Annotated in this window: 14 protein-coding genes; 11 read left to right on the forward strand and 3 right to left on the reverse strand. The window is 45.3% G+C overall.

What is annotated here, in order from left to right:
• Positions 1-123: 123 nt before the first annotated feature.
• Positions 124-2,721, reverse strand: a complete 2,598-nt coding sequence (gene mutS / locus AB7D94_RS09195; protein ID WP_420265525.1) for a DNA mismatch repair protein MutS — start codon at positions 2,719-2,721, stop codon at positions 124-126.
• 568 nt (positions 2,722-3,289) lie between these two features.
• Here mutS and AB7D94_RS09200 point away from each other — a divergent pair.
• The 11 genes from AB7D94_RS09200 (at position 3,290) to AB7D94_RS09250 (ending at position 15,155) form a co-directional block, all read left to right on the forward strand.
• On the forward strand, positions 3,290-3,685 hold the full coding sequence (locus AB7D94_RS09200) for a hypothetical protein (RefSeq protein WP_420265526.1): 396 nt from the start codon (positions 3,290-3,292) through the stop codon (positions 3,683-3,685).
• Between the two features lie 59 nt (positions 3,686-3,744).
• Positions 3,745-5,256 (forward strand): hypothetical protein, encoded by a 1,512-nt coding sequence (locus tag AB7D94_RS09205; protein WP_420265527.1) that lies wholly within the window; start codon positions 3,745-3,747, stop codon positions 5,254-5,256.
• A gap of 720 nt (positions 5,257-5,976) precedes the next feature.
• Positions 5,977-6,558 carry a hypothetical protein gene (locus AB7D94_RS09210; protein WP_420265528.1) on the forward strand — a complete coding sequence of 194 codons (582 nt, stop codon included), beginning with the start codon at positions 5,977-5,979 and terminating at the stop codon, positions 6,556-6,558.
• A 9-nt stretch (positions 6,559-6,567) separates the two neighbouring features.
• A complete protein-coding gene (locus AB7D94_RS09215; protein WP_420265529.1) occupies positions 6,568-7,704 on the forward strand; it encodes an SGNH/GDSL hydrolase family protein in 1,137 nt (378 codons plus the stop codon).
• Positions 7,705-8,029: 325 nt separating this feature from the next.
• Entirely contained in the window at positions 8,030-9,091 is a 1,062-nt protein-coding gene (locus tag AB7D94_RS09220; protein WP_420265540.1) for an MBOAT family O-acyltransferase, read from the forward strand.
• Positions 9,092-9,280: 189 nt separating this feature from the next.
• The gene (locus AB7D94_RS09225) at positions 9,281-10,276 is read left to right on the forward strand and encodes an AAA family ATPase (protein WP_420265530.1); all 996 of its coding nucleotides are present in this window, start codon (positions 9,281-9,283) and stop codon (positions 10,274-10,276) included.
• The gene (locus AB7D94_RS09230) at positions 10,233-11,168 is read left to right on the forward strand and encodes a DUF58 domain-containing protein (protein WP_420265531.1); all 936 of its coding nucleotides are present in this window, start codon (positions 10,233-10,235) and stop codon (positions 11,166-11,168) included. Before AB7D94_RS09225 ends, AB7D94_RS09230 begins: the two co-directional genes overlap by 44 nt.
• 1 nt (position 11,169) lies before the next feature.
• On the forward strand, positions 11,170-12,204 hold the full coding sequence (locus AB7D94_RS09235) for a hypothetical protein (RefSeq protein ID WP_420265533.1): 1,035 nt from the start codon (positions 11,170-11,172) through the stop codon (positions 12,202-12,204).
• 16 nt (positions 12,205-12,220) lie between these two features.
• Positions 12,221-13,273: a vWA domain-containing protein gene (locus AB7D94_RS09240; RefSeq protein WP_420265534.1), complete on the forward strand. Its 1,053-nt coding sequence runs from the start codon at positions 12,221-12,223 to the stop codon at positions 13,271-13,273.
• Positions 13,270-14,274, forward strand: coding sequence for a VWA domain-containing protein (locus AB7D94_RS09245; protein WP_420265535.1), 1,005 nt, complete (start codon positions 13,270-13,272; stop codon positions 14,272-14,274). The genes AB7D94_RS09240 and AB7D94_RS09245 overlap by 4 nt, the downstream gene beginning before the upstream one ends.
• Positions 14,271-15,155: a tetratricopeptide repeat protein gene (locus tag AB7D94_RS09250; RefSeq protein WP_420265536.1), complete on the forward strand. Its 885-nt coding sequence runs from the start codon at positions 14,271-14,273 to the stop codon at positions 15,153-15,155. Before AB7D94_RS09245 ends, AB7D94_RS09250 begins: the two co-directional genes overlap by 4 nt.
• Before the next feature lie 377 nt (positions 15,156-15,532).
• On the opposite strand, the gene AB7D94_RS09255 is transcribed toward AB7D94_RS09250, so the two are convergent.
• Together AB7D94_RS09255 and AB7D94_RS09260 are read right to left on the reverse strand one after the other, a co-directional pair.
• Positions 15,533-19,492 carry an InlB B-repeat-containing protein gene (locus tag AB7D94_RS09255; protein WP_420265537.1) on the reverse strand — a complete coding sequence of 1,320 codons (3,960 nt, stop codon included), beginning with the start codon at positions 19,490-19,492 and terminating at the stop codon, positions 15,533-15,535.
• 334 nt (positions 19,493-19,826) lie between these two features.
• On the reverse strand, positions 19,827-20,306 hold the full coding sequence (locus AB7D94_RS09260) for a hypothetical protein (protein ID WP_420265538.1): 480 nt from the start codon (positions 20,304-20,306) through the stop codon (positions 19,827-19,829).
• Positions 20,307-21,112 lie beyond the last annotated feature (806 nt).

Genomic DNA, 21,112 nt, shown 5'->3' on the forward strand with positions numbered 1-21,112 from the left:
AAAGCACGGGGGCTTTTAACTCTTTTCGCTTCTCTATGTCGGTTATAGGGGTATTGTCCATTGCGTTCACTGCGTGTAATGGAGGACGACAAATAATACCCATGATTGCAACTTAGTATAAAATCACTCCGACAATTTCTTTAATTCCCTCAGCAGAGACAGTGCCGCCTCTGGCGTGGTTTTTTCTATGTCTATCTTCAACAGTCTTTGCACGGCGGGGTGGACAATCACTGAGGAAAACAAATCAAGCTGCGCCGCTGGTTTGCGCCTCTTGCGTATGGCGAATTTTTCTCCGCCCTCATCAGGGGCATCCTTTTTTTCCAATTCAGCAAGTATTTCCTTTGACCTGCTGATAATCCCATCAGGCAGCCCCGCAAGCCTTGCCACCTGTATGCCATAGCTTTTGTCCGCGGAGCCACGCACTATTTTTCTGACAAAAATTATCTCATCGCCCCACTCTTTTACTGAGACGTTGTAGTTTTTTACCCCGCGCGTGGTTAAAGCCAGTTCAGTGAGTTCATTGTAGTGTGTAGCAAAGAGTGTGCGCGCGCCGACTTCGTTTGCGATATGCTCGGCAACCGCCCACGCAATACTTATGCCGTCAAACGTGCTCGTCCCCCTGCCCACCTCATCAAGGATTATCAGGCTCTTTTGAGTCGCGTTATTTATTATATTCGACGTCTCTATCATTTCCACCATGAATGTGCTCTGCCCCAGGGACAGGTAATCAGACGCCCCGATTCGGGTAAAAATCCTGTCAACTATACCGATCTCCGCCGCCTCCACCGGCACAAACGAACCCATCTGCGCCATCAGCACAATCAGCGCCGTTTGGCGCATGAATGTTGACTTACCCGCCATATTAGGCCCTGTTATGATAAGGAGTCTATCCTCATCGAGGTCGAGGTATGTATCGTTGGGGATAAAACGCTCCACGCTGCGTGAGCGCTCTATAGCGGGGTGGCGCCCTTCGGAGATGCGTATCTCACCGGTGGAGGTTACGACGGGTTTGACGTACTTGTTTTTCCTTGCGGCAACGGCGAGGGCCTGTATGTAGTCCAGCGCCGCAACCGCCTGGGCAGTCTCTCTCAGCTCATTGGCATAGTAGAGCGCCTTGTCAAGTAAATCTCTAAAACACTTATACTCAAGGTTCTTTAGTTTTTCCTCCGCGCCGAGGATTTTATCCTCGTAGTCCTTTATCTCCGGCGTTACGTAACGCTCGGCATTTGTGAGGGTTTGCTTCCTTATATAGTGGGCCGGGACGAGGTGGATGTTCATCTTCGTAATCTCTATGTAGTAACCAAAGACCTTGTTATAGGCTATCTTCAGGGAGTTTATCCCCGTGGCGGCACGCTCTTTCCCTTCGAGTTCAATAAGATATGTCTTTCCCTTAGTTGACAGTTGCCGTAGCTCATCTATCTCTTTGTTAAACCCATCTTTGATTATCCAGCCGTCTTTTACTGTGTTGGGCGGAGAGTCAACAATGGAATCATTAATTAAATTAATTAAGGACGTAAAATCGGTTATGACATCAGCAACGGTTGACAGGAAGACATTGTCAACGGCCCTGAGGATTGCCTTCAGCGCCGGCATCGCCTCAACGGAGGTCTTTATGGCAATTAAGTCCCTTGCGGAGGCGGTTCCCTTGGTAAGCCTTGACGTAAGGCGCTCGATATCCTGAACCATCTTTAGCTTGATTCTAAGCTCGTCTCTGAGTTTAAAGTCTGTGAACAGAAACTCGACGGCGTCAAGCCTTTGCCGTATATCGTTATTGTCTATAAGCGGTTTTAAGATGTTCTCACGCAGAAATCGCGCCCCCATCGGGGTAAGCGTCTCATCAAGCACCGACAGTAAAGTGCCCTCTGATGAGCCGTCCCTGAGGCTGCTCACAAGCTCAAGATTCTTTATCGCCGCCATGTCTAAAAACATGAACGCATGGTTATTAAGTGTCCTGATTTTACTGAACTCAAGGCCGGTCTTTTGTGTCTCTATCAGGTAAGACAACAGCCCTCCTGCCGCGCGCACCGCGTCAGGTTTGTCCTCGCAGCCGAATCCTTCGAGTGTGGCAACCTTGAAAAAACTAAGCGCCGCCCTATATGCCTCGCCATAGTCGAAGCAGTAGTCGTCGTAGTATGAGGTAAAGAAATTTTTGAGGATTACAGAGTAGTGAATGTCGTTTTTAAGGGACTGAGGACACAGGATTTCCTTAACGCCGAAGCGGTGTATCTCGTCCTGGAGTGATTCTGCGGTCTCATAAACGGTGAACTGGCCGGTGGATATATCGGCTATGGCGATGCCGCAGAGGCTCGTGCCGGGGAAGAAACTCATAATAAAGGTGTTTTCTTTAGGGTTTTCAGGCTCAAACGTGCCGGGTGTGGCAACCCTTGTGACCTCGCGCCTGACGATGCCCTTAGCAAGGGCGGCGTCTTCGGTTTGTTCGCACACCGCAACCTTGTACCCGGCGTTGACGAGTTTTTTGAGGTATGCGTCAGCGGCAAAATACGGCACGCCGCACATGGGTACGGGGTCTTTCTTTGTCTTGTTTCTGGAGGTGAGGGCGATTTGCAGCACTTTAGAGGCAATAATGGCGTCCTCGCCGAACATCTCATAAAAATCACCAAGCCGAAAAAATAGTATAGCGTCAGGATACACCTTCTTTATCTCCCCGTGCTGCTTCATAACCGGGGTCGTCTCAATTAGTTTTTCAATAGAATCGCTCATAAATAATTACCGCTGTGAACAGTGCAGGTTCAGCTATAGTCAGATAATACCATTAGCCGCCCTCGCAGTAATAAATATATCATAAAGCGACAGCGGCACGCAACGTTGCCCAGGGCAAACGCACTATGATGAGGCGCCATCCCTGCAAGACTGTGTCCCAATAGGAAAAAGCGGAGAATAATCTGCACACTCCATTTGAAAGGTGGTAAATGTGACCCTAACATATAGAATCATCCTGAGCCTGTCGAAGGATACCCCTATATGTCCTCACAGGGTGACCTAACCTCATGACATGTAAAAATTCTCTATGATTTAAGAATATCACCACGACTGGTTGCTTCGGCCCTATGTGACATAACACATAATCGCAGGCATCCTTCGACAGGCTTCGGTTTTTTTCTATCGTGACACTGTCTGAAAAGGAATCCAGAACGGAGCTAAACTGCATGGGCAATTCGAACTGTTGACACAAGGGCTGCTGCTGATTTAAACTATGCTGATGGAGGCGGACGTTTGGACGACACCCTGTCCGAAGCGCACCAAATATTTGAAGAGGAGTTAAATTACTATGCAATACAAAACGAACAGATATGTGGAATTAGTTCTTGTGTTCTTTATGACGGTTGTTGCTCTTATTATCTTTACAGATTCTGTTTTCGCAGAGACACTGAAAGACCTTGAAAGAATCATCCGGACTGAAGAAGAGCAAAGAGGTCAAATTAGCTCTTTGATAAAAACGGTAGAAGAGCAAAAAGGTCAAATTGACTCTTTGATAAAAACGGTAGAAGAGCAAAAAGGTCAAATTGACTCTTTGATAAAAATGGTAGAAGAGCAAAAAGGTCAAATTAACAAAGTTGCTGAATTTATCAATATAATTAATATAGAGATGAAACTAACTAATAAGTTAAAAGATAACGATGCAAAAAAAAAAGTGAACCGAAAAGTAAAAAAGACAAACACATAATTGAAAGCCATCTGTATAAATTACAGATAGGAAACATTGAAAAGCAATGCGGACAGGATGTGTCTTGTTGGAAAATCGAAGACCTGCTGGAAGGCACAACATATGTGAGTATGAGAGAAAGTCAACCTAACGGTATGCTTAAGGTTTTGTCGAAAGACGCTGAAAGTATCTCAAATAGCAATGGCCTTAACTCAATTAACGCATCTGTAAAATTTAATAATACAACATCAATAGTGTCAGCTATAGAGAACACCGACTATAACAGGTTTAGCAATAAATGGACTGTTGACGATGATTGGAGAAACAAAGACAAATCAGTTTATTACTCTGTATCTGCCTGGGTGTGGTCAGATACTAAGGTAAGTGCCATGTTAACTCTAAAATCTGATACAGAAAATCTTGGAGTATCTTTTTTTCATTCTGGAGACAAGAAATGGCAATATTTAACCGTCATTTATCCTTATGGAGATAATCCTGAATATTTCAAAATCGGGTTATCGAATAGATATGGAACGGCTTATTTCAGAGATATAACGGCAGTAGCGCTAAGAGACAATAGATTTAAGGAAAAGACAGACCTTTTCTCAGAACATTTATTTAAAGATAAAACTAGTAGAAAAAGAATATTGTTTATCGGTGCATCAAATGTGCACAGCTATACTTCTTTAGATGATGGTTATTTCTCAACAATACCTTTCCTTTTACAAAGCAAATTGGAATCGATATATCCTGGTAAATATGAAGTTGTAAATTACGGGCTTGTCAGTTATGGCCTTGAGAGTGATCTGGTTTCTTATAAAACTAATGATCTGTTGACAGGCCCTTTGTATCGCGTGTTTGGCAACAATGTATCTTTTGTTTGTGAACCATCGATATCTTCTTTAAAGGCTGATTATATATTTATATCGCTGACACCTTGGGGACCATCTTTTCAACAAATGCGTTTAAATCGGGACGGACAATTTAAAATATCATGTTTTAATGGCTGTGATTCCTTTAATGGTAAAAATAATTGTAACGCGGTTCTTGACTCTTTATTAAAGTATATTAATTATCCAAGTGTAGATAACTACAAAATATTACAGCAGACATATTCATCCGCTCAACAATGTTCCACTGTCATGGACAAAATAATAAAGGATGTGAACGGTGACTTATACAACCTGAACAATATAGATAACAATAATTATTTTCTTGATTTATATTCAGGCGCAAATAGTGAATTCAGATATGTAGTCAATAAATTAGTCACTTTAATTGGGCATTCAAGCAAAACATTCTGGTTTACAATGCCGACAGACCTTGTTATGAGCCGTCTTTCATTGAATAAGTCAGATTACTTTTCTCACTTATATGGCACTAAACTCTCCGATGATATATGCAGAGACTTAAATGATAACAAGTTATTAAGCTGTCTTGATATAGATCGATTCTACCAAAATGAATACTCTGTTTTAAATCTTAGTGACTACTCTAAAATAGGTATTTTTTTTGACCTGGTGCACCTCACATACAGAGGGAATGAATTTATAGCTGATACCCTATTTTCATATTTTGAAGGTAAGCTATGAACAATCTGTTAAATAAACCATTAGCTTACGTATGTAAAGAAGATACGAGTAAAGATACGTGAGAATTGAGAAGTTGAGACCGTTGGTATGCAGAGTATCAATTGTTCCTATGCCCTCAAGGTGATCTTTAAGGGTCAGATGAGATAACGTGGTATTCTTCTGGATAGGAGTCATAGCGTATAATCTTTTTATAGGCTTTAAGAGGTTGTCATGTCATTATTCGTGGGCAAAACATATAATAACAATATTTCGTTGGAAGATGATACGGGTTGCGGGGTGTATCGTTGGACATGCCTGGAAAGTAGTCTTAAAGCTGATGGGTGGGTATAGAAAAGCTGGCTATGTTTGAAGAGATCAGTGGGGTCAGATTTTTGAACTCAGCCTCTCATGGGATGGCTAAAAAAGAAAGAGAAAAGATAAATTAAAGGCGTATTCAGGAATAGGTATGTTCTAAAGATGAGATATTATGTAATATTAGATAGTTAAGATAAGCGTTTAGTTATTAATGATATTGCATAAAGGATTGGCGATGCTATAAATAACCCAAAAGCCTTCAAAAATCATTTATATCGGCAAATAAAGATTCCTATATCGAAGCTTGGGCAATTTGGACGCTTGACAAAAGGGCAGATGCTGTTTTAAATTACGTCAGTAGAGGTGGTCGTTTGGACGACATCCTGTCCGACATGCACTAAATATCTGAAAAGGAGCTAAATTGTTATGCCATACAAAAAGAACAGATATGTGGAATTAGTTCTTATATTCTTTATGACGGCTATTGCTCTTATAATCTTTACAGATTCTGCTTTCGCGGAGACCCTGAAAGACCTTGAAAGAATCATCCGGACTGAAACCCCGTACCCGCGAGATGATATATATACTATTCCGGCTAAATTGCCTGACGGCAAATCTACCAATGGAAAGAACCAATTGTATCTTAAAATTGCCGAAGCGCTCGCAGGCAAAGGATTGATAAAGCTAACCACTCAGGGTAACGTCACAACAATAACTCCTGCGGAAAATACTACTGATGTTATACGTCAAAACCAAGATTCAAATTATGTCCTGCTAAGCATTTCTGTCGTTTTAGGAACTTTTCGCATGAATGCTAATTCAATGGTTGTGCAGGGTGAACTGACAACTGTATCAGGTGAGAGGACTGTTACAAATAAAACCAATGTATATGATCTCATATTGAAGATGATACCAACCGATGAAGTTAAGGAATATTCGCCGTCGCCTGCGCAATGGGTTATTTCACGAAAGAACGGCCAGATTAATGTCACCGAAACATCACGATAAAAGATGTAGATGAAAACTGTTCATTTCGTATATGGCAGATTTATTGCTGCGATTGTGGTGGTATGTTTTTATTCTATTGTATCAAGTGAGATTGTTTTCTTCTTGTTTAAAGGCGGTCTGTATGCAAAAATGAACAATTATAAAAGCGCCTCCGGCAATAAGGATGAGATGAAAATATACAGAGAACCGTTTTCCGTTCAAAAGGGAAAACGATTCCGCATACTTGCCATTGGTGGGAGTACCACATACGGCGTGGGGGTCGATGCTGTCTTCACTTGGCCGCATTTGCTTCAGGAAAAACTGGATAGCAATTTCCCCGGGAAATATGAAGTAATTAATCTTGGTATAAAGGGAGGCCATCTTGAGGAGTATATTCAGAACTATTATGCCTCGCTGACCGATTTCATATCAAAAGGAGACTGGGATAGCAATTTGGTCAATGGCACTTTAAAGGCAGCTCATGCCAATTGGGGCTGGAAAGACTTAAATCCCGATTTAATAGTGATGGCTCCTACCATTGCCGATATGATGAACGATTTCGGTTCTGAACGCAACCGTATAGCTGTACTTGCCCAATACCTGCTACGTAGGCTTGATGGCACATGGTTCAGCCAAAATGCGGCACTTGGCTTTTATATGAGCAAGGAATTGGCCACAATAGATTTTAACAACAGGACAGAGCCCTCAAACGAAGCGCAGAAACTTCAAGTCATACAAAAGGACTATAGTAATCATCTTGAGCAATTCATTAGTTTATGGAAAAAAGATATTCCTATATACCTCATAGGATTCCCTGTCCTTTTTAAAGCAACAGATGATAATCATGATGTTGAAAAAGCCGCGCGTTACTGGAGTATTCAGGATAAGGCCGATCTTTATAAGAATGCAGCTCTCTTGCCAAAGTTTGTAGATATGGGGCAAAAGATTGAAAATGCAATTGCCGTCAAATACAAGATTCATTATAAAGAGATAGGTGAAGAGATAAGTATGCTGCCCTTTAACGATAGATTGGAATATTACTCGGATAGTATTCACATGAAATCAAAAGGTACCCATATACTGGCAGAACAAATATATGATTTCTTGTTTCCTGATAATTTAAGTAAATGTTTAATTATCAACGGCGTTAACAGTAATGCTATTTAACTCTTTTTCCTACATGTTTGCTTTTTTACCTCTAAGTATATTGGGGTACTTTGTCCTCAACAGGCTACACCTGACTATTTTTTCAAGGATTTTTCTTGTTGCCTCTTCACTATTGTTTTATTCATGGTGGAATATTAATTGTCTCCCTTTATTGATAGGTAGTATTTTATTTAATTATTTACTGCTGACATTGTTATCAAAAGAATCTTATAAGATATTAACGAGAAGGCGGCTGCTTATTCTGGGTATTGCCGTCAATATAACATTTCTTGGATATTTTAAATATACTAATTTCTTCATATCAACCATCAACCAATTTACAAGTATGGACATAGCGTTATTGTCTCTGATATTACCCCTTGGGATAAGTTTTTTCACTTTAACTCAAATAACTTTTCTTGTCGATTGTTATGAAGGATCGGTGAAAACAAGTTTCGTCAATTATTTTCTCTTTGTCACATTTTTCCCACATCTTATCATGGGTCCAATAATTCATCATAAAGATATGATGCCGCAATTCGACAGTCTCCGTGCCAAAATATTCAACAAGCAAAATCTTGTTAAAGGACTATTGCTCTTCTCTATAGGGTTACTCAAAAAGGTTGGTATCGCTGATATGTTTTCATCATGGGCCAACTATGGTTTTGATACTACCACTATTCTGACACTTACACTGGCATGGAAAACAAGTTTAAGCTACAGTCTTCAATTATATTTTGATTTCAGCGGATATACCGACATGGCGTTAGGCACTTCCTTAATGTTTAACATCCACATGCCACTCAATTTTGATTCTCCTTACAAGGCATTAAACATACAAGATTTCTGGCGGAGATGGCATATGACGTTGAGCAGGTTTCTGCGGGATTATGTGTATATTCCACTTGGAGGCAACAGAATATGCAGATTACGAACCGACATTAACGTGTTTGCCGTATTTATTATCGGAGGGTTATGGCACGGGGCTGGATGGGGCTTTCTTGTATGGGGCGCTCTGCATGGGCTTGCATATGCAACATATAGCCATTTAAAGAAATTCACCATAAAAATGCCTGCCGTAGTGGCGTGGTGTATCATGTTCAATTTTATAAATATTACGTGGATATTTTTCAGGGCAAAATCTTTTGAAAGCGCCTTGAAGGTCTTACGCGGGATGTCAGGCTTTGCAGGTCTCGGCCTTGAGTTTTTAAGAGCAGATATTTTACAGTACGGGGCAATTATTATATTTTTGTTCGTCTGTTTTTTCGGTAAGAACTCTATGGAGCTGTCAAATATTAAAACCCCATCTTTTAAGACAGTCCTTATATCCATATGTCTGCTGATTACCTCAGTTATTATAATGATCGAGAAAAATATGGCTTCGGAGTTTCTATACTTTAACTTCTAAGTAGAATACCGCATATATCCTATGCGCCAAAGTAATCGACACGGGGGAAGTTATTAATCAGGAACTAAGTAAGCGTCGGCAATTCGTAGAGCGTCTGGCATTTATCTGGCCTCCTATGATAAAATTATAGCGTCATTGTTGTCTAAGACTTAAAACATCTAAGATGTATAAAACAGGAGGCTCAGAGAAATGGCTGATAGGGACATCGTACTTATCAACGAGAAGGTTAAAAGGGAAAGCGCGTTTATTAGCCTGCTCATGTCAGAGCTTGAGAAAATCATTGTCGGACAAAGGTATCTCCTTGAACGGCTGCTTGTGGGGATACTGGCAAACGGCCATGTGCTGCTTGAGGGCGTGCCGGGACTTGCTAAGACCACCGCCGTTAAGGCCCTTGCCCAGGCGATTAAGACCGATTTCAGGCGTATCCAGTTTACGCCCGACCTCCTTCCCGCCGACATCATCGGCACTCAGGTCTATAACCCCAGAGACGGCACTTTTTCAACAAAAAAAGGCCCTATCTTTTCCAACATCGTCCTCGCCGACGAGATAAACCGCGCCCCGGCTAAGGTTCAAAGCGCCCTGCTTGAGGCCATGCAGGAACGGCAGGTAACAATCGGCGACAACACATATAAACTCAATGAACCCTTCTTAGTGCTGGCAACTCAAAACCCCATCGAACAGGAGGGCACATATCCCCTGCCAGAGGCTCAGACGGACAGGTTCATGCTGAAGGTAAAGTTGACCTACCCCAACAAGGATGAGGAACGCGTAATCCTCAAACGCATGGCCTTTACCTCTAAGGAGATTAACGCCTCTGCCGTTGTGACCCCCGGCGACATTATGAACGCCCGTATGGTCATAGATGAGGTCTATATGGACGAAAAAATAGAAAAATATATCGTGGATATCGTCTTTGCCACAAGGACACCACAGGACTATAAGCTCGGTGAGCTGTCAGGACTTATCCAGTACGGGGCATCGCCGCGCGCTACGATTTACCTTGCCCTTGCCGCCAAGGCATACGCCTTTATCCAGGGCAGGGGGTTTGTCACTCCGCAGGACGTTAAGTCCATCGGCCCGGACATATTAAGACACCGTGTCATCGTCAGCTACGAGGCCGAGGCAGAGGACAAGACCTCTGATGACATCGTGCGCCGCATCCTCGAAGAGCTGGAAGTCCCGTAACCACATCGCCATGCTTCCTAACGAAGTCATTAAAAACATCCGAAGGGTGGAGATAAAGACACGCCGCATGGCCGCTGATTTCTTTACCGGCCACTACCGCAGTGTCTTTAAGGGCCGCGGCATGGAATTTGACGAGGTGCGCCAGTACACCCCCGGCGACGATATTCGCTCCATTGACTGGAACGTCACGGCGAGGATGGGCGAGCCGTTCATCAAAAAATTCGTCGAAGAGCGAGAGCTTACAATAATTTTTCTCCTTGACCTTTCGCAGTCCTGCGTCTTTGCCACTACCACACGACTAAAGCGTGACCTTGCCGCCGAGCTTAGCTCCGTACTTGCCCTCTCTGCCATCAGAAACAACGACAAGGTGGGGTTTATCGCCTTCACCGACAAGATAGAGAAATTCATCCCGCCCGCCAAGGGGCTTAAGCACGTCTTATGGGTTGTAAGAGAATCCCTCTATTTTAAGCCGCAGGGCAAGGGCACGGACATAGCGGCGGCCATCGAATATCTGAATAAGGTAGCCAGCCGAAGGGCAGTCGTGTTTATTATATCCGACTTCCATGCCCCCGAATATTCAAAGGCGCTGTCAATTGCCAACAAAAGGCACGACGTCATAGCCGTAACACTAACCGACCCTGTGGAACTCGCACTGCCCAATGTCGGGATAATTACACTTGAGGACGCCGAGACGGGGCAATTATTTGTCGTTGATACGTCAAGCGCCACCGTAAGAAGGCAGTACAAGGAAAAGGCCGCGCGGCTTTTTGAAGCGCGCAAACGGCTCTTTCGCACAAGCGGCATTGACCACATAGAGATTACCACCGATGTGCCGTATATCAAGACCCTTATAAGATTTTTCAAGGTGAGAGAAAGGAGGCTGAGCCGTTAAAATGCCTATGAAGTTAACTCAGGGCGAGGGTTCTCTGGATTCCTGCTTTCGCAGGAATGACAAAATTGGGTGTTCGTTTGTCTATAGTTGTCTGTCATTCCCGCGAAAGCGGGAATCCAGAGGGGGTTTTTATGATAAAATGGAGCTGACAGCCCTGACTATCTTATTGATTGTTCTTATGGCAAGCGCCGCCTCCGCCGCCCTGGACAACGTCACGGCCTCGGCCAATAAAAATGTCGTTGCCATCGGGGAGAGATTTATATATTCGATAACCGTAAATAACGGCAAAGACGTGGAGTTTCCCATTGTCAATGTGGATAACCTCACGCTCGTAAAGTCTGCCCTTGTGACACACGGTATTTTTTTTAATAAAGAATACACCATGCGGTACACGCTGAGGGGTTTCATAACCGGAGACTATGTTTTTAGCGGCTGTAAGGTAAGGTATAGGGATGCGGCTGGCGCGTCGAAAGAGGCCAGCGTGCCAGAGGTGCGCGTCACAATCCATAGCACCCTGTTTGATAACGATACGATGGAGATTGCCGGCATAAAAGGTCCTCAGGACATGGGTTGGCAAGGTCTGACATGGCAGCTCATCGTGGCAGCCCTCTTAATCGCCGCCGCTGCCGCCCTTATTTATTATTTGATAAAACGAAGAAAGGCAAAACAGGCGCTGCCCCCTCCCCCTCGCCTCGCGCATGAAATCGCCTACGAGGCCCTTCAGAGGCTCAAGGAAAAGAACCTCGAAAAAACGGGGTTGATAAAGGAGTTTTTTAGTGAGCTTTCCTCTATCGTAAGACATTATATTGAAGACAGGTTTAAACTCAGGGCACCTGATATGACCACAGAGGAATTCCTGTTCATGGTGAGGAATTCTATGGAACTATCAGGCACGCACAAGGAGCTGTTGAAGGATTTCCTGAACAGGTCTGATATGGTCAAATTTGCCAAATACGGGCCGTCAGTTGATGAGATTCGTGGGAGTTTTATCTCGGCACAAAAATTTGTGGATGAGACGAGGGAGTTTTCTTCTTAACATGGTGACGCGCATTATGGATTTCATTAAGGGATTGCCGCTATTAAACGGGCTGCAATTTTACAATGGGACATTTTTACTTAGTGACCCGTTGGTGCTGCTCCTGATTCCCATAGTGGCCGCCCTGTTTATACTGAGGCTGAGGAATCAATTTGTGCCGTCAATCAGGTTTTCAACGAGTACGCTGCTGCAAGACATCCCCCCTACGTTTAAGACGACGGTGTCAAGGTACCTCGTGATATTAAGAATTCTTGCTGTTATATTAATGATTGTTGCCCTTGCGAGGCCACAAAAACGGCTTGAGGAGACCACGGTTGAAACGAAGGGCATAGACATAGCCCTTGCCATTGATCTGTCAACAAGCATGTTTGCGGAGGATTTTTCGTACAAAGGTAAGAGGCAAAACCGGCTTGACGCCATTAAGGCGGTGGTGAGGGATTTCATAAAAAACCGTGACGGCGACAGGATAGCAATGGTGGCCTTCGCGGCGAGGGCATATACGGCAAGCCCCCTAACGACAGACTATAACTACCTACTTAAGAATCTTGACCGTATCTACATAGGGATGCTTGAAGACGGCACCGCCATAGGAAACGGCCTCGCCGCCGCCCTTAACAGGATAAAGGACACAAAGTCGCCCTCTAAGGTAGTCATCCTGCTCACAGACGGCAGAAATAACATGGGGACAATCTCGCCGATGACAGCCGCCGAGGCGGCCAGGGCGCTCAACATCAGGGTCTATACGATTGGCGCAGGGGCCAAAGGCCCTGTGCCATATCCAATGAAAGACCCCCTTGGCAATATCGTCTATCAACAGGTGGAGATTGACGTAGATGACGACACGCTTACCGACATAGCCAGACTTACCGGCGGGCAATATTTCAGGGCCACGGACTTCAGCTCACTAAAGAAAATCTACGCCGAGATAGATAAACTCGAAAAGACGCGCTTTGAGGAAAAGCGGTTCTTTGAGTACAAGGAGTTTTTTCATTATTTTTTAATTACAGCCATGGCATTGCTCTTTCTTGAGACGGGGCTAAGGACGACCGTCCTGAGGAGGATACCGTGAGGTTTGGGAATTATCAGGCGGCGTATCTGCTGTGGGCGGTGGCAGCGGCGGTGGTGTTTTATATATTGGCGTTTAGGGCTGGCAAAAAGTCGCTTCACAGGTTTGCCGACTCTGCCCTGCTGGACACTTTAACTATGGGGTTGTCCCGGCGCCGACAGTATTTTAAGGCCGCCCTTGTCAGCGTGGCGGTGCTACTTTGCGTAACGTCCTTGATGAGACCTCAGTGGGGATTTCATCTGGAGGAGGTCAAGCGCCGTGTGTCCGATATTCTGATAGCCATAGATACGTCGAAAAGTATGCTTGCCACAGACGTCAAACCCAACCGCCTTGCACGCTCCAAATTTGCGGTACACGACTTAATTAAAAAACTCAGGGGTGACCGCGTCGGCCTTATAGGGTTCGCTGGCAAGGCATTTCTGTTTTCGCCTCTAACGGTTGACTATAACGGTTTTATACTTGCCTTAAACGATTTAAGTGTTAACTCTATCCCCCTTGGGGGCACAGACATAGCAAGCGCCATTGACGAGGCCATAACAATCTACAAGGACAATCCATCAAAAGACAAGTCTCTGATATTAATTACCGACGGCGAAGACCTCGCGGGTAACACGATGGCTGCCGCTGAAAGGGCAAAAGACGCGGGGATGAAGATATATACTGTTGGAATAGGCACACCCGAAGGAGAACTTATTCAGGTAACCGACGAAAAAGGCGGCGTACAATTCTTAAAAGACAGTGACGGCAATATGATAAAATCACGCCTTGATGAGGGCACACTTGAAAAGATTGCCTTAACCACGGGTGGCAGCTATGTCCGGGCGGGCAACGCCGGAGTCGGTCTTGAACTCATCTATGACGAGAAACTCTCCCACGCCGACAAAAAAGAGACCGAAGAGAAGATGGAAAGGCGCTACAATGAGCGATTTCAGTACCCGCTTGCCCTGGCCCTTGTTCTGCTGATGATAGAGTCCATTCTGCCCGACAGGAAGCGGGTAAGATGAGAGCCGCCGACATTAAACTCATGCTCTTGGTCGTTTCTATACTGGTCTTGCTGGTTGGAGCATCTGAGGCCGGTATATTTCAGAACGCTGTCAGCGAAGGCAACCGTCTAAACCGCGAAGGAAAATACGACGAGGCCATAAAAAAATACGACGAGGCCATAAAGAAGACCCCTGAGTCAGACGTACTAAATTACAACGCTGGCACAGCCTGGTACAATAAGGGGGATTATCAGAAGGCCCTCGGGCATTTCATAAAATCCATGTCAACCAAAAATCCAGACATTGAGACGCGCTCAACCTATAACGCGGGCAACTCCCATTATATGATCGGGAAATCCATTGAGGAAAAAAATCCCTCAGAGGCCATGGCCTCATTCGAAAACGCCCTCCAACACTATAAGCGGGCAATTGAACTCAATGACACCGACACAGACGCAAGACGCAATTACGAACTCACAAATAAAAAAATCCAACAGTTAAAGGAACAACAAAAAGACCAAAAACCCAAGGATAAAAAAGACGACAATAAAGACAAAAAAGACGACAATAAAGACAAAAAAGACGACAATAAAGACGACAATAAAGATGAAAATAAGGAAGATAAAAAAGACGACAAAGACAAGGATAAAGATAAAGACAAGGAAAAGGATAAAGACAAAAACAGCAGCGACAAGGACAAGGACGGCAAACAACCCGACCAGAGTACACCTACGCCGCACCCTGAAAAATCGCAGGACATGAAAGGCGCTGTCCCCCCGCCAATGTCAAAGGATGAGGCCGACATGCTCCTTGAAGGTCTGAAACAGGACAACGTCCCGCGCGGCATGATTGACGACAAGGAAAAAAAGGGCGGCCACCCCAACGTTCTGAAAGATTGGTAGATGTGGGTTAATGAGAACCTGGGGTTATAGATGTCAATTCTCTTTGGGGGGTTACAGGGCAAACGCACTATGTATTTTTTTTGTCTGTCATTCCTGCGAAAGCAGGAATCCAGTCTTTTAAGGATGAGAAATGACAGCATCTTTGTGCCCATGTGAGGAAGACATTGAGAGATTAAAGGCTGAAAAAAACGTTTTGACCGCATTTTGGCATAAGAACTGGATTCCTGCTTTCGCAGGAATGACAGATTTAGGGCATTTGAATGCTATATTTTGAATTAGTCTGGCTCTGAAATAACAACAAAACGCATATAGTGCGTTTGCCCTGGGGGGTAAGGGGAGGAGAGTTTTAAACTCCTCCCCTTAAACATTGTGGGGTATTACTTAGGCGCTACGATTTCCCAGTTCGTGTCTGAAAGCGTGGGAAGTGTTATCATATCTGTTACAGAGGTTCCGTTCATTAACCATATGATGTTTTGGCCGGAGGTCTTGTGCCGCCATATTATGTCTGTCATACCGTCGCCGTTGAAGTCTCCCGTGCCCACTATGGCCCAGTCGGTGTCTGCCAGCGTCGGAAGGTACTCCGCGTTGGTCATGCTCTCTCCACTCATGTGCCACAGGGCGTTATAACCGTAGAGTGAGTGGCGCCAGAGGATTTCGGTATTGCCGTCACCGTAAAAATCACCTGTGCCGACTATTTCCCAGTTCGTGTCACTGAGTGTCGGCAGGAAAGCCATTGCAGTCACTTTTGACTTCTTTATTTTCCATTTGAGGTTATATCCGGTGCTATTGTTTCTCCATAATACTCCCGTGTTGTTGTCGCTGTCCATATCGCCAGCCGATACTATTTCCCAGTTTATATCTGAGACCGTACTAAGTGCCGCGGCACCGCTTAATACAGAACCGTTGTAAAGCCATACGGCCGTGTCTCCGGTCATTTTATTTTGCCAAAGGATACCTGTCTGATTATCCTGGTTGAAGTGTCCCGTGCTGGCAATCGTCCATGAAGGGTCGCTGACGGTATCGAGGTACTTCGATTCTTTGAAGGTCGTGCCTTTCATCAGCCAAACCGCGTTATTGCCATAAACCTTGTTTCTCCACAGGATGTCGGTGTTGCCGTCGCTGTCGAAGTCAAACTTGCTTTGTCTGAGTTTTTTGCCTCCGTCGAACTTGACGGTAACAGTCCTGTCTGTGGTTAGCGAAAGGCCGCACATAGTGTTATATAACGAGTCGCATCCAGACCACGCGTTAAGCGTCGAGCCTGAGTCTGGGACTGCCGTCAAAGTTTCCTGAGCGCTGACGTTGTTGATTACGCCGGTGTTGCCGGTCCATGTGATGGTGCCTGTTGACGCGGTAACCGTGCCGGAGCCGGTTCCTGATTTTACTACCGTCAGGGTATAGGTGTTTCCGCTGCCTTTAAACGTGGCGGTTACGAGTTTTGAGGATGACATTGTTACAGCACATATGTTTCCACTGTTTCCACTTGTCGTATCGCATCCCGTCCAGCCCGAAAATGTCGAACCCGAGGCAGCCGTTGCAGTCAGAGATACTGCCGTTGCTGAGGCGTATGACCCAATACCGGTATTGGCGTTCCATGTGAGAGTGCCTGTGCTGGCCGTAACGGTACCCGAACCAGAGCCTGCCTTCGTAACGGTAAGCGTGTTATTGCCTTGGGCGTCCTGGGTTACGGTAAATGTTTGTCCGGCGATAGACATTGTTCCAGTGCGTGAGGCAGATGTGGTATTTGCCGAGGCGGTGTAAGTTACCGTATTGCTTCCGGTAAACGACGCGGGAGATGTTATCGTAATCCAGCTTACGTTCGCTGCCGCCGACCACGAACAAAGAATATTTGAAGCCGTAACGCCTACGCTTCCATTGCCGCCTGCGTACGTATAACTCGCGCTTGAAGACGATAGCGTATAGGTTGACGAACACGAACCTGTAAACGTAGAGGTTACCGATTTAGTCCCCGTCATGGAAACAGTGCAATAATTTCCGCCGCTTGAATCGCAGCCCGTCCAGCCAGCAAAAGAAGAGCTGGAATCCGGAGCTGCCGTAAGCACTACCGACGTACCGGAGTTAAACGAATACGAACACGTTGAACCGCAGCTTATTCCCGTTGGAGAACTCGTTACCGTCCCCATTCCCGTGCTGGTACCCTTCGATACGGTTAGGGTATATGTCGTCGGCTGTGAACCACTAAACGAAGCTGTAACGCTTTTAGCCGCTGACATAAGGACTGTACACACATTGTTATTTGAACCGCTTGTGGAATCACAGCCCGTCCAACTCGTAAACTGCGAACTGGAATCCGGCGCTGCCGTAAGGTTGACGACTGTATTTGTGGTATACGACGCCGTCCCCGTATTGCCGCTCCATGATAACGTCCCCGAATCAGCGGTTACAGTGCCTGAACCTGTGCCGGATTTGGTTATGCTCAGGGCATAAGTATTTGGTGATGATGCCGTAAACGTTGCGGTTACGCTTTTTGCGGTGGTCATAGCTACGCTACACTGACTGCCAGTTGTCGAATCACACCCGCTCCAGCTTGTAAACGTAGAACCTGAACTGGCCGTTGCCGTCAGTACAACTGATGTGCCTGATGTGTATGATGCAGTACCCGTGTTACCGCTCCATGATATTGTCCCCGAATTGGGTGTTACAGTGCCTGAACCCGTACCGGATTTCGTCACGCTCAGGGTATAAGTAGATGGTGCCGATGCCGTAAACGTTGCGGTTACGCTTTTAGCCGCCGACATCGTAACAGTACAAGACTGACCACTTGTCGAATCACACCCCGTCCAGCTTGTAAACGTAGAACCTGAATCTGGCGTTGCCGTCAGCACAACCGATTTGCCTGACGTATACGACGCCGTCCCCGTGCTGCCGCTCCATGATAACGTCCCCGAATCCGCAGTTACAGTGCCTGAACCCGTACCGGATTTCGACACGCTCAGGGTATAGGTAGATGGTGCCGCCGTAAACGTAGCTGTTACGCTTTTAGCCGCCGATACTGACACAGTACATTGTGATCCACTTGTCGAATCACACCCTGTCCAACTCGTAAAAGTAGAACCGGAATCAGCCGCTGCCGTTAGCACAACTGATGTGCCTGACGTATATGACGCCGTGCCTGTGCTGCCGCTCCATGCGAGAGTACCGCTTGATGGTGTTACAGTACCCGTGCCTGTGCCCGATTTCGTCACACTCAGGGTATAAGTAGATGCTGACGCTGATGTGTACGTTGCGGTTACGCTTTTAGCTGCCGACATCGTAACAGTACAATATAGACCACTTGTAGAATCACACCCGCTCCAGCTTGTAAACGTAGAACCAGAATCCGCCCACGCCGTAAGCTGAACTGATGTACCGGAAGTATAGTAGGCGGAGCATGTTGAGCCGCAACTTATTCCCGATGGTGAGCTTGTTATAGTGCCCGTGCCCGTGCCGGATTTGCTCACACTCAGGGTATAATTATCACTGACGCCACCGCGTGTACCGGTGTATATATAACCATTATTAACTGTGGCAAAGAGTTTTGACCCATCTGATGATGACGCTACTGATGACCAAAATCGACCGCCAGCATTCGTTTGCTCTGTCCACGTAGTGCCCATATCAGATGACGTATAAATATACCCGGCCGTATCCACAACGGAAAGTGTTTCCGCACCTGATGATATCGCAACTCCACCCCATGAACGGCTGCCCGCACCGGTTCGCTCAGTCCATGTCGCACCTTTATCGGGGGATGTATAAATATAGCCACCAGAGACTACGGCAGCAAGGTCATTCCCCGACCCGGAAGAGGCGACTGCCTGCCAACCCTGGTATCCCGGTGCGCTTCGCGATTGCCATGTAGCTCCTCCATCGGTTGAGGTATAAATTAGTTTGGAATAAATACTGCTGGATCCTAATGCGACAACAAGGTTTAACCCATTCGATGATATCGCTATCGATTGCCCGTAGCCGCCATTTCGCTGTTTCCATGACACGCCAATATCAGTTGACGTATAAACATAGCCAGCACTATCCACAACACCAACTACTTCCATCTCTGATGATACCGCAACTCCAGTCACCGCGCCCACGTAGTTGGGATAAAGCGCACCCATCACCGTCCACGTCACCCCTCCATTGTGTGAAGCATAAACATTGGTATCATATGCTACGGCAACGAGGTCATTTCCCGACCCAGAAGAGGCGACTGCCTTCCAAGTTCTAATGCCCGCAGCCGTTCGCTCAGTCCATGTAGCACCTGAATCGGTTGAGGTATAAATATAACCACCATTAACTGCAGCAACGAGTTTTGTCCCGTCTGTTGAGGACGCTATTGACACCCAATTTCTCCTGCCCGCACCTGTTCTCTCAGTCCATGTCCATGTGGCCGTGGCTGCCAGCGGAGCAGATACAACGGCTGGTTTGTTCGTCCCATATGTTAGTGTTTCTGGAATTGTTTCTGAGGCGTAAGTGTCCGGCTCGGCGTATGCGGTTGACGTTAAACTAGCGAAGGGCAGGATTAGTATAGTATAGTATAGTATAGTATAGTTTTACCCCGCGGCTTAAACGGACTTGATGTAAACGATTTAAAAAACTCAGAGATACTTCTCATGGTATGACCCCCTGTAGACACACGATAAAGGCTGAAGCAGCCTTTTCTGCACTTTTATCATCTCAAAACTTCAAAAAAGCTAACCGCACCAGTTCTTCGGCCGCCGCCTTGTTCTGAGTCGTACCAGCTCCAAGCACGCCCCCTCTCTTGAACTCGCTTGAACTGCCCCACACTACTTCCCTATTCGCATTGCCGACAATCACAACCTCTAATGAGGCGCCAAAACCCTTACCTACAATAGCCACAGCCATCTTCTCTGCCTTCAATCTGGAAAAAACTATATATTCACTATGAAGGAGGCTGCAGAGGCTATCAATTGTTTTCTTGTCCACAACACCCGTGCTGTCGTAGATTTTAAAGAGATTATCCAGCAGGTTCAATTGTCCACTCTGATTTAATGCGCTAACGGATGTTTTGGTATCTATTATTTTCGACGTAGGAAGTTTTTCCTTTATAGCTCTGTCCAGATTGTCGTTTACCGCAACCTTCAGAGAAAGCAGAGAGTCCGTCGAGAGGGACGTCTGCTCCTTGACTGGCAGCACTGCAATGGACTTATTTGTAAATTGTCCTTTTGATACATTCTCCTCCTTAAGAGACTCTTATGATCTTACGTTCATGCACCCACCAAGAAAACACAGCAAGACGAAAAAAATCACGACCACCGCAGCTGATTTCCTTATACTTAACATTTACAATTCTCCTTGTTAGAAAAAAGATGTGTTTTTGCAGATAGTAGAGAAATCCCCTACTAACAATAACTCTATCAAATGTTTATTTCCATTTTACCTCCTAATGAGTGTCTTGGTCCAGCGTGACCTGGACAAATCCGAGTCACAATTAAAATGCTATGAGAGAAGTTATCCTCTGAAGCATCCAGACCTAAAAGCATGGGGGCTTTTAACTTTTCTTGTATCTCTATATCGGTTTTAGGGTAGTATAGTTTTACCCCGCGGCTTAAACGGACTTGATGCAAACGATTTAAAAAACTCAGAAATACTTCTCATGGTACGCCCCCCTCATTGATACACGATAAAGGCTGAAACAGCCTTTTTGTAAGTAACCCTATTTATCAACACGAAATATAGACGGCCCCTACACTCATTGAATCAGTAGTGCTTTATTAGAACAATAGTAATCATATAAAGTCAAGAATTTATTTATGTAAAATAATATGTAACTCATATGTAACTAATATGTAACTAATATGTAATAAGATATGTTAGCTAAAGTAAACGTTTCCTGTAAGCAGTACATCGTGAGGCATAAGTTAACTTCTTATAATATATGAAGAATATCCGTAAGCGTCAAGAAAACCCCATCTTTACAGTGGGGGTAGCAGATGTCATAA

Source organism: Candidatus Magnetominusculus dajiuhuensis (genome assembly GCF_046044395.1).
Lineage (GTDB): Bacteria > Nitrospirota > Thermodesulfovibrionia > Thermodesulfovibrionales > Magnetobacteriaceae > Magnetominusculus > Magnetominusculus dajiuhuensis.

Excerpts from the sequence above, each read along its gene's own strand:
- AB7D94_RS09230 (WP_420265531.1), top strand. The coding sequence starts at position 10,233 with ATGACATCGTGCGCCGCATCCTCGAAGAGCTGGAAGTCCCGTAACCAC.
- AB7D94_RS09210 (WP_420265528.1), top strand. The coding sequence starts at position 5,977 with ATGCCATACAAAAAGAACAGATATGTGGAATTAGTTCTTATATTCTTT.
- AB7D94_RS09235 (WP_420265533.1), top strand. The coding sequence starts at position 11,170 with ATGCCTATGAAGTTAACTCAGGGCGAGGGTTCTCTGGATTCCTGCTTT.
- AB7D94_RS09220 (WP_420265540.1), top strand. The coding sequence starts at position 8,030 with ATGGACATAGCGTTATTGTCTCTGATATTACCCCTTGGGATAAGTTTT.
- AB7D94_RS09215 (WP_420265529.1), top strand. The coding sequence starts at position 6,568 with ATGAAAACTGTTCATTTCGTATATGGCAGATTTATTGCTGCGATTGTG.
- AB7D94_RS09250 (WP_420265536.1), top strand. The coding sequence starts at position 14,271 with ATGAGAGCCGCCGACATTAAACTCATGCTCTTGGTCGTTTCTATACTG.
- mutS (WP_420265525.1), bottom strand. The coding sequence starts at position 2,721 with ATGAGCGATTCTATTGAAAAACTAATTGAGACGACCCCGGTTATGAAG.
- AB7D94_RS09240 (WP_420265534.1), top strand. The coding sequence starts at position 12,221 with ATGGATTTCATTAAGGGATTGCCGCTATTAAACGGGCTGCAATTTTAC.
- AB7D94_RS09200 (WP_420265526.1), top strand. The coding sequence starts at position 3,290 with ATGCAATACAAAACGAACAGATATGTGGAATTAGTTCTTGTGTTCTTT.
- AB7D94_RS09225 (WP_420265530.1), top strand. The coding sequence starts at position 9,281 with ATGGCTGATAGGGACATCGTACTTATCAACGAGAAGGTTAAAAGGGAA.